General features: G+C 38.9%; 9 protein-coding genes. All 9 read left to right on the plus strand.

The window, feature by feature from the left end; genetic code table 11:
• The first annotated feature begins 4 nt into the window (after positions 1 to 4).
• The 9 genes from F1560_RS01045 (at position 5) to F1560_RS01085 (ending at position 10,255) form a co-directional block, all read left to right on the plus strand.
• Positions 5 to 1,186 (plus strand): GTP-binding protein, encoded by a 1,182-nt coding sequence (locus F1560_RS01045; protein WP_149472827.1) that lies wholly within the window; start codon positions 5 to 7, stop codon positions 1,184 to 1,186.
• A gap of 393 nt (positions 1,187 to 1,579) precedes the next feature.
• Positions 1,580 to 3,217: a GIY-YIG nuclease family protein gene (locus F1560_RS01050; RefSeq protein ID WP_149472828.1), complete on the plus strand. Its 1,638-nt coding sequence runs from the start codon at positions 1,580 to 1,582 to the stop codon at positions 3,215 to 3,217.
• Positions 3,218 to 3,403: 186 nt separating this feature from the next.
• Positions 3,404 to 3,583 carry an AAA family ATPase gene (locus F1560_RS01055; protein ID WP_149472829.1) on the plus strand — a complete coding sequence of 60 codons (180 nt, stop codon included), beginning with the start codon at positions 3,404 to 3,406 and terminating at the stop codon, positions 3,581 to 3,583.
• A 435-nt stretch (positions 3,584 to 4,018) separates the two neighbouring features.
• Positions 4,019 to 4,846, plus strand: a complete 828-nt coding sequence (locus F1560_RS01060) for a PHP domain-containing protein (protein WP_187773595.1) — start codon at positions 4,019 to 4,021, stop codon at positions 4,844 to 4,846.
• The gene (locus tag F1560_RS01065; protein ID WP_149472831.1) at positions 4,843 to 5,634 is read left to right on the plus strand and encodes a sugar phosphate isomerase/epimerase family protein; all 792 of its coding nucleotides are present in this window, start codon (positions 4,843 to 4,845) and stop codon (positions 5,632 to 5,634) included. The genes F1560_RS01060 and F1560_RS01065 overlap by 4 nt, the downstream gene beginning before the upstream one ends.
• Complete coding sequence (gene surE / locus F1560_RS01070; protein ID WP_245347859.1) at positions 5,631 to 6,422, plus strand: 5'/3'-nucleotidase SurE; 792 nt, start codon at positions 5,631 to 5,633, stop codon at positions 6,420 to 6,422. The genes F1560_RS01065 and surE overlap by 4 nt, the downstream gene beginning before the upstream one ends.
• Positions 6,419 to 7,447 carry an ABC transporter substrate-binding protein gene (locus F1560_RS01075; protein WP_149472833.1) on the plus strand — a complete coding sequence of 343 codons (1,029 nt, stop codon included), beginning with the start codon at positions 6,419 to 6,421 and terminating at the stop codon, positions 7,445 to 7,447. The genes surE and F1560_RS01075 overlap by 4 nt, the downstream gene beginning before the upstream one ends.
• A gap of 76 nt (positions 7,448 to 7,523) precedes the next feature.
• Positions 7,524 to 9,218, plus strand: coding sequence for an ABC transporter permease (locus F1560_RS01080; protein ID WP_149472834.1), 1,695 nt, complete (start codon positions 7,524 to 7,526; stop codon positions 9,216 to 9,218).
• A complete protein-coding gene (locus tag F1560_RS01085; protein WP_149472835.1) occupies positions 9,215 to 10,255 on the plus strand; it encodes an ABC transporter ATP-binding protein in 1,041 nt (346 codons plus the stop codon). Before F1560_RS01080 ends, F1560_RS01085 begins: the two co-directional genes overlap by 4 nt.
• Positions 10,256 to 10,439: the final 184 nt, after the last annotated feature.

Genomic DNA, 10,439 nt, shown 5'->3' on the forward strand with positions numbered 1-10,439 from the left:
ATTATTGGCAAAGAAAATACAAGTTACGGTGTTAAGTGGCTATTTAGGGTCGGGAAAAACAACACTGTTAAATTATTTATTACACAATAAAGAAGGTAGGAAAATAGCCGTTATTGTTAACGATATGAGTGAAGTGAACATTGATGCCGACATGGTCAAAAAAGGAGGGTTTAGTCGTACAGAAGAAAAATTAGTAGAATTGCAGAATGGCTGTATTTGCTGCACACTCCGGGAAGATTTAATGAAAGAGGTAGATAAACTGGCCAAACTGGACATCGATAATATAGTTATCGAATCTTCGGGAATATCAGAGCCAATACCAGTCGCGCAGAGCTTCACCTATGAAGATGAAGAGCTTGGAATAGATCTTGGGGAACGTTGTGAATTAGATACAATGGTTACCGTAGTGGATGCGAGTCATTTTTGGGAGGATTATCAATCTGGAGAAAGCTTGCTTGATCGCAATCAAGAGGCAGATGAGAAGGACGAGCGAGACGTCATTGATCTATTAGTTGATCAAATTGAATTTGCTAATGTAATCCTTTTAAATAAGATCGACTTAGTGGATGCAGGAAGTAGAGAAGAATTAAAAGCTGTTTTAAAACAATTGAACCCAGATGCTCGAATTATTGCTACTGAATATGGAAAAGTTGCCTTAGAGTCTGTACTGAATACACGATTATTTGATTTTGAAAAAGCAAGTCGGGCAGCAGGATGGATAAAGGAACTAAATGAAGAGCATGTCCCTGAGACGGAGGAATACGGAATTAGCTCCTTTGTCTATCGAAGAAAAAAGCCGTTTCATCCTGAACGCTGGGGTGCATGGTTAGATAATTGGCCAACCGGAGTTGTTCGATCGAAAGGTTTCTTTTGGTTGGCGTCAAGAAATAATGTTTCTGGTTTATTATCGCAGGCTGGATCATCCATCGCAATTCAAGAAGTAGGAAAGTGGATAGCTACGTATCCAAAGCAAGAACAAGCGGTGATTTTAGAAGAAGATCCAGATCTAGCTAAGTACTGGGACGACAACTATGGAGACAGAATGACTGAATTAGTATTTATAGGGATAGAGATGGATAAAGAAGGAATAATCAAAAGTCTAGATCAATGTTTACTGTCAGATGTCGAAATGAATTTGGATTGGAATCAACTTCATGATCCATTACCATCATTTAGCAGCTATTAATCAACTTTATCAGACGCTGCATGGTATTTACTTATAATATGTTCAATCCGTTGTTAGGAGGTTTTTCAGCTTATGGAAAATCTCCTAACTTAATTATGTGAAACCCTAATTCAATGTTCCAGTTTCTTGGTTACATACACCCAAAATAATAACGAATAATAATATCAAAATTAGAAACTTGCGCATTACTTATCCCCTTAAAGTTTTTTAGCTACAAATAATATCAAATAACTATAGCGGGGAACAAAGTCTTCATTACCTAGATGTTATTTTTCAATTTAGCAATCTAGAAGGGGAGCTGTTACTTAGTTCTATTGTTTGGTATCATAGTTATATAGTACTAGTATATAAAAATTGTAGTAATTTTATATTTTAAATAGGGGGAAGAGAATAATGGAGATTTATAGAGATAAGTGGTGGTATTCCACTATTACAATTATGGTGTTGGCTGGATTTAGTATATTAATATTACCTGCGATTGCAGCAGTAATATTGTTAGTTGTTCAATATAAGAAAAGAAAGGAATTTTATACGGTTATTCAAGAGGATGAATTACATAACATACCAATTAGAGAAAAAGACTCTAAGCTTCAAGATTTACTACAAGATGTAAAAACAACGGAAAAAAAGATTGAAGAAAATAAGGTGATTATCGATGACCAAGACAAATTTATTGCTGATTTAAGGGCGGAATTTGAGTGCAGAACAAATGAAGAACGTGAGAGCGTTTTAGATAATGCCAAAATCCAGGCAGAGAATATAGTTAAGGAAGCAAATGAAAGCTTATCCGCAGTTGTCGCAAAAACAACAGAATATCAATCCGATGTTGAAAGTCTGACAGAAGAGCATGCCAAACTGGTGAAAGAGGTAAATAGATATAAAAACCAAGCTAGGAAGTATAAAGCAGATGTTCTAGGACTAAAAAACTTTAATGAAAGATTCCCTTATACGATAAACTTTGAAAAAGTGGAACAACAGCTTGAAGAGCTTAACAATGAACTTAATGAGGAAACATTGCTCGGTACGGTTATTAGACTCCACCTACATTCAGACAATTCAAAAGAACTAAGAAAGTTATCCAATGCCACGAATAAAGAAATTAAAAATGTATTGAGTAAGTATGAAGATCGATATACGACAAAAGGAAATAAAACAATCTATAATCTTATGGTTATTGGATTGCAGGCGGAAGTACAAATTCTATTATTACAATTAAAATATAATAAGGTAGATGAGTCTCTTCAGTCTGTAAAGGATATCATAACTAAGTATTTGGCTATTTGCGCAAATGGAAATAAATCAATCCTCTCCACTATTACAAAATTTTTAACGGAAATTGAACCACTGTACATGGAACTTATTCGCATCGAGTATAAATATTATGTTTATCGTGAACAGGAAAAAGAAGAACAAAGAATGATAAAAGAACAAATGAGACAAGAGGCAGAGGAAAGAAAGAAACTTGCGGAAGAAAAGAAAAAGCTTGATAAAGAAGAACAAAAATTTACAGTTGAGATGGAGAGGAACAAAAAGTTATTAAAAGAAGAAACAGATGAAGACAAGATATTGCAATTACAGAAGAGATTAAAGGAACTGGAATTGCAGGTAAAAGAAATTGATGATAAGAAGGAAGAAATTGCAAGCCTTACACTTGGAAAGGCAGGATATGTTTATATTATATCTAACCTAGGATCCTTTGGTGAAAAGATGTTCAAAATAGGTATGACCAGAAGAATGGAACCTCAGAACAGGGTTGACGAACTAGGTAGCGCATCTGTTCCATTTAAGTTTGATGTCCATGCACTGATTTTTAGCGATGATGCAGTTGGGTTAGAGAATAAACTTCATAAAATGTTAAGTGAACAGAGAGTCAATAAAGTTAACTATAGAAAAGAGTTCTTTAATACAGATGTTGAAATTTTAAGAGCTATGGTTGAAGAGATCGACCCAACAGTTGAATTTGTAACTACGATGTTAGCCGAGGAATACACCCAAACTCGAGCAATCGAAGAATCAGTGATGGTGTCTTGATAGTTTATTTTTTCCAATCATTCTATCAATATACTACCTAAATATTATTATTCTAATCATGATGTCATTATTACTAAGTATGCATATGACAAGATACGGTTTAAAAGATGACCAAGTTATATTTTTACTTGATAGAGTAATCTGCTAGATGAACAAAATAACATATATAAAAGTAGTGTATTCTAAATGAATATCAAATCAATAGAAATAAATAATTATAAGTCATTTAAAGAAGAAAAAAACATAACCTATCTGGAAGATAGTGTTACAGCGGTTATCGGAAAAAATGAGTCTGGAAAGAGTAATTTTTTAGAGGCGATAGGCAGTCTGCATTATTATAAAAAAACAAAATTAATTGTAAAGTAAAGAATCTACCTTTAAAACCTTAAATCCTCCAATTTGGGGGATTTTTTAGATGAAAAGTCTTTCAATCTATTTATCAGAGGTAGCTGACCTCCTCTATCGACTAAAGCGCTAACAAACATTAAACTTATTGTAATGGTGCCATCATAACGACATTCTGAATTGTATTGATTAGTAACGTTTACTTCCTCCGAAATTTACTTCTGTTTTTAAGGAAATGTAAAATCTTAACGCATAATTTACAATCAATTGAGTGAATGATTCTGTCTATTTCTGTATCCCTTGCTACGACTTATTTATAAATAAATTGTTAAACCCTACCAAAAACCCGAATTGTAAAGTAAATTTACAAAATCCATACCATTTCTTCATTTCGCCTTTAATCTCCCTTAATATTCGTTTCTTATAATGAAGTTAGGTTCAAAAGAGGAGGATTTGATGCGTAAAACGGAATTGCATGTTCACTCGACATTTTCAGATGGGGTCCAAACACCGGAAGAGATTGTGCATCTAGCGAAAGAGGCAAACATTCAAGTACTTTCCATTACCGACCATGATGAAATCGGAGCATATAAGGAAGCCCTGCCATTAGCAGAGGCAGCTAGAATTGAATTGATTTCTGGAATTGAGCTGAACACGGATGGAGAAGCAGGTGAATTACATATTCTTGGATATTTTTTTGATCCAGAGCATCCGAAAATGCTCCAGCATATTAGCTGGCGTAAAGCAGAGCGGAAAAACTGGGCAAAGAAAATCGTTGCTCGTTTGAACGAATTAGGCTATAGCATTACGTTTCAAGATGTAGAAAGGTATGCACCGCAAGATATTATTGTACGCACGCATATTGCCAGTGCACTTTGTGAGAGAGATTACTTTACTACGACCCACGAAGCCTATCACGGGTTATTAGTGAAAGGGAAACCGGCATTCGTTGAGCGGGGGGCGTTTTCTGCAAAAGATGCAATTGAATTAATTCAAGCCTGTGGTGGGGAAGCTTACCTTGCGCATCCAGGTTCCTACCGATTTCCGGTAGATGAAGAAAAGATTTTATCATACGGGATTGATGGAATTGAGGTCTACCATTCCAAGCATCGTGAGTCAGACGTTTCCTACTGGAAGGAGTTTGCACTTAAAAATCAGCTGCTGATTTCTGGCGGGTCTGACAGTCATGGGAAGCATACGCGAAATGCGTTTGCAATTGGTAGTGTGCAGTTAGATAAGCATTCCCAAAAGCATTGGCTAGAAAAGGTTGGTGCAAAACGATGAAACTATTTATCGCTTCATCTTTATGCTGGGATTACCACCCCAATGAAGTTATTACAATTGCGAAGGAAAATGGCCTGCATGGCGTGGAGCTGTGGGCAGAGCATATTTATTACCATCAAGCAAACCCTGCTGAAATTCGCATTCATGCTGAAAAAGAAAGCATCGAATTAACGTTACATGCCTCAAGCTGGGATTTGAATATTTGTTCCATTAATAAAGGAATTCAGGAACAGTCCATTGCTGAATTAAAGAAATCGATTGATTTGGCATCAGCACTAGGTGCATTACATATGACTTTTCACCCGGGAAGGTTAACCGTAAAAAAATACTTGGTTGATGAGCATATGCGCGCACTGGTCACCAACACAAAGCGGCTTTTAGAATATGCGGCAGTCAGAGAAGTTGTTCTATCGGTAGAAATGATGGAGCCTATCGCAAAGGAAATTTTAACGGAGCCAAAGGCAATGAATTATTTTTTAGAGCAGGTTGGAGGGGGCTTACAGGTTACCTTCGATATCGCGCATACGCCACTTGAAGAAAGCAACCAGATTTATTTGAAAGAGCTCCAGCGTGTAAATAGTATTCATGTAAGTGACTCCAAACGGGATCAATACCATGTTCCGCTTGGAGAAGGTGAGATTAATCTAGAGGAGATTTTACCATGCCTAGCCGAGAAAGACCTGCCTATCGTACTTGAGGGAATGGATACAGGCCGCTCCTTATTCTTTTTAAAAAAGCATCTGAACTATTTACATAAAGAATGGAAGGAAAGGAAGAGAAGCATTTGAAGATTTTGATTACGAATGATGATGGTATTTTTGAACCGGGAGTTGAGGCGTTAGCTGATGTGCTCTCCCACTTTGGGGAGGTAGTCATTGTCTGCCCAGATACGGAAAAAAGTGCCTATAGTCATAAAATTACATTAGGACAACCATTGAAATTAAAGAAAATTGACTTTGCGCCAAATGCCGAAGCGTATGCGGTTAATGGTTCGCCAGCAGATTGTGTGAAGCTTGCGATGGAAGTGCTGTTAAAGGAGAAGCCGGATATTGTCTTTACGGGAATTAACCTCGGACCCAATGTTGGGCGTGATATGTATTACTCTGGAACGATTGCTGCAGCACAAGAAGCAATGCTGTACCAAGTCCCATCTGTTGCTGTTTCCTTAGATACATTTAAAAAAGAAAACATTAAGTTTGGGATTGTAAAACAGATGCTATATCGCGTTGTGGAGGTGATTTTACAAAATAAAATCGCGAAAAATGTCATGCTGAATGTTAATTTGCCGTACACGTCGAAGGAGCTTTGCAAAGGAGTTTCCGTTGTCCCAATGGATCTAAGTATTTCACGCTATCACTATACAGCCTTGAACGATCCTCAAGGTCAGGACTTTTACTGGTTAAAGGACAACTATCAAGATTTGAAGGTGAATGAGGGAACCGATTATCACTTGCTGAAGGAAGGATATATCACTGTCTCCCCAATTGACCTCAAGCATACACAGAAACGAAAAATCGATCAAATTAGTCGCTGGTTTACCAACTTTAATTATGTTCAGGAGGAGAGCCAATTATGAAAAAGCTATTAATCTTATTGTTTGCTGCACTTTTATGTGTTTTGACAGCTTGTGGTAACAGTTCCGAAGAGGAAGCAGGTGCTTCCGGTGGAGAAGGTGAAAGTGAGTTAAGTGGTGAGCTGGAGTTTTACACATCACAGCCAGACGTTGATGCCGAGCAGCTAGTAGATGCGTTTAATGAAAAATACCCAGATGTCGACGTCAATATTTTCCGCTCTGGTACAGAAGAGGTTATCAGTAAATTGAATGCGGAAAGCCAAGCAGGATCTGTTGTGGCAGACGTTCTTCTACTTGCAGATTCAGTAACGTTTGAAGGATTAAAGGAAGCAGATATGTTAATGGAATATAATTCTCCTGAAGCGGAAGCAATTCCAGAAGAGTTCGTTGATGCTGACGGAACGTATACAGGAACAAAGGTGATGGCAACTGGTATTGTCATTAATACGGATCAAGTGACAGAAGCACCAGCATCATGGGATGTACTTGCATCGGAAGAGGGTAGTGATCAAGTTGTCATGCCAAGTCCATTATACTCAGGAGCTGCAGCGTACAATCTTGGAATTTTCACCCGTAGTGACGGCTTTGGCTGGGATTTTTATGAAGGAATAAAAGCAAATAATCCAATGATTACAGAAGGAAATGGTGCTGTTATTGAAAACGTAGCATCTGGTCAAAAGAATTACGGGATGATCGTTGATTATTTAGTAGCTCGTGCGGCAAGTGATGGTTCACCAGTAGAATTGATTTACCCTGAAGAAGGTGTACCTGTAATCACGGAGCCAATTGGTATTACGGCAGATACAGAGGAAGCAGAAATAGCAAAAGCGTTTGTTGACTTCGTACTTTCTGAGGAAGGACAAGCATTGCAGGCTGAGATTGGATATACACCAATCCGTGAGGGAGTAGAAGCACCGGATGGCTTAAAATCCTTGGATGAAATTAAAACACTTAGCGCACCAACAGATGAACTATATCAGAATCGTGAAGCTGATAAAGGGCAATTTGACGAATTATTTTCAAACTAGAATCTAACGCAAGGGCTATAGGGTGATTACAGTGAACAGTCAAAAAAAGAATGGATTCAATCAGGAGGGAAAGCGCATGAGCGCTATTTCCTCCGCATTTTTCAATAGACAGCTTTATAAAGTATTGGCAATTGGATTAATTATCATCTTTTTTATTATCCCGATTGTCCGCCTGATCATTATGAGCTTTCTGAGTGATGAAGGGATTAACTTCGATTACTATTATGCGATTTTAACAGATGGTCGGACGTGGCAGGTATTACAAAACACTTTAATTGTGGTAGTCGGATCGACGATTATTTCTCTCATCTTAGGTACAGCTTTTGCCTGGATGGTAGCCTATACCGATATACGCATGAAAGGGATTGTGCAGCTGTTTATCTTTTTGCCATTTATTATCCCATCTTACATAACTTCCCTCGCGTGGGTGCAGTTTTTTGGTCCGGCTGGGTTATTGACGAAAATGTTGGAAAGCGTATCGATTAATCTACCCTCATGGGATCTTTATAGCATGTCAGGCATTATCTTTGTTATGGGGATTAGTCATTTTCCGCTCGTCTATTTATTTACAGTTAATGTCTTTCGAAAAATTCCACGGGAAATGGAACTGGCAGCACGTATATCTGGTGCGACAAGGTGGACAGCTTTTTCCAAAATTGTCTTTCCAATGGCATTACCAGGTGTTGTTGGTGGGTCGTTTATCGCATTTCTAGGGGGATTGGATAACTTCGGAATCCCTGCCTTTTTAGGAACACCAGCAAATATCTCTGTGCTGTCGACGTATATTTATCAGAAAGTCATTGGCTTTGGACCTTCCGCCTTTAGCGAAGCCGCGGTGCTCTCTGTCATCCTTGGAGTGATTGCAATCATTGGTATCAGCCTCCAATGGCTGTTGTTACGGAAGTCGAAGCCAATTGAAACAACAAAAATTGACTATAGCCCACGCTATCATCTAGGAAAAAGAAAGCTAGTAGCGGAGATGTTAATTTGGCTGTTTTTTGCGATGACGAGTATTTTTCCTTTCATCTCCATGGTGATGACATCGTTCTTGAATGCATATGGGCTTGATTTTGTACCAGAAAACTTCACCTTAAAAAATTATGCGTACATCTTATCGAGAAATTCTACAGTAGAGTCGATTCTCACGAGCCTTAAATTGGCTGGCGTGACGACCGTGATTGGGATTATTGTCGGTACGATCTTTAGCTATTACCGCGTCAGAAAGACGAATCTAAACATGAAGCTAATGGAATACGGGATTACTATTCCGTACGCACTTCCTGGGATGGTGCTCGCTTTGGCAATGATTTTTGCTTGGATGGAGCCAATACCGGGATGGAATCCGGGGATTTACGGATCAGCTGCCATTCTGTATATCGCCTATGTAACACGATTTTTAATTTTGCAGGTACGTAGTGGCATTACCGCTTTTCAGCAGGTTGATGTAGAAGTAGAGGAAGCAGCACGAATTAATGGTACGAATGGCTTTGGGAAATGGAAGCGAATTATGATCCCGTTAATTGCGCCGGGGATTCTAAGTGGTGCAATGCTCGTATTCTTGAGTGCTTTAACAGAGCTGACAGTATCTTCTTTATTGTATTCCTCTAATTCAGAGACCATCGGTGTCGCTATCTTAAGCTTCCAGCAATCGGGTTATACACTTTATTCGACAGCCTTTTCTAGTTTAATTGTTGGCTTAATTATCGTTGGGTATTTTCTATTATTTGCTGGAGGAGCACTTCGGAAAAGAAAGGTGGAAAAAGGGAAATGAGTACGTCAATCATCAATATCAATAAACAATTTGGCAACTTTCAAGCGCTCAAAGATGTTAATTTAACCGTAAAGGATGGCGAGTTTCTTGCTATTTTAGGACCATCTGGATGTGGGAAAACAACCTTGCTCCGACTGCTTGCGGGGTTTGAATCGCCAACAGATGGTACGATTCAAATTGACGGCAAGGAGGCGGCAACAGCAAAGAAGGTGATCCCGCCAGAGCGCAGGAATGTCAGCATGGTTTTCCAGTCATTTGCCCTTTGGCCCCATTTGAATGTACGCGAGCATGTACAGTTTGCCATGAAATATCACCGGTTTGTTGGACCAGCATTTAAGGAAAAGCAAAAGGCGGAGGCGCGAATTGATGAGGTGTTAAAAATCGTTGGCTTGGAGCAGTTCGGCAGCCGGATGCCTGGTGAGCTTTCTGGTGGGCAAAAGCAGCGTGTGTCACTTGCTCGTGCAATTGCACCGGAGCCACAGCTACTACTGATGGATGAACCACTCAGCAACCTTGATGCAGAATTACGGATTGAGATGCGTCATGAGATTCAAAAGCTGCACCGACTAACGAAAGCATCGATTCTTTATGTGACACATGACCAAGGGGAAGCACTAGCGATGGCGGATCGCATTGTTGTAATGAACGGTGGGGAAATTGAACAAATCGGTACACCAGAACAAATTTATGATCAACCAGAAACCCCGTTTGTAGCAACGTTTGTCGGAAAAGCTAACCTATTTGAAGGTACATGGAATGGCGCGACATTTACACATAAGCATGCGCCTGTTACATGGGAAGATTATGGTATCTCCAATCGATTAAAGGAACAAAATCTGTATGCCCTTCGTCCGGAACAAATTCGTCTTTCTACATCGGATGTTAGTCAAATTCGAGGGACGATTGTTACGAAACAGTTTCAAGGGAAAGAGTATCACTATGTTATTGAAGTAGGTGGAAGAGAGATTGTTGTTGATTTACCACTTCATGAGCAGTTTGAAATTGGGGAGGAGGTAGGGATTGTTCCTCGGGTGTGAAGGGATGTGTAAGCCAGAGTTTCTTATGCTTTTATAGGAGTGCTTTAATTGCACTGTTGACAATAAACAAAGAAAAATAGACCTCCCTTGAGCCTCTAACCTTGGTACCGACCCCCAAAAGTTAGAGTAAAAAACTAACTTTTGGGGGTGTTTTTATGGCGAAATATAGTGAGGAATTTAAAAT

The sequence above is a fragment of the Oceanobacillus polygoni genome, assembly GCF_008304605.1.
GTDB lineage: Bacteria > Bacillota > Bacilli > Bacillales > Amphibacillaceae > Oceanobacillus > Oceanobacillus polygoni.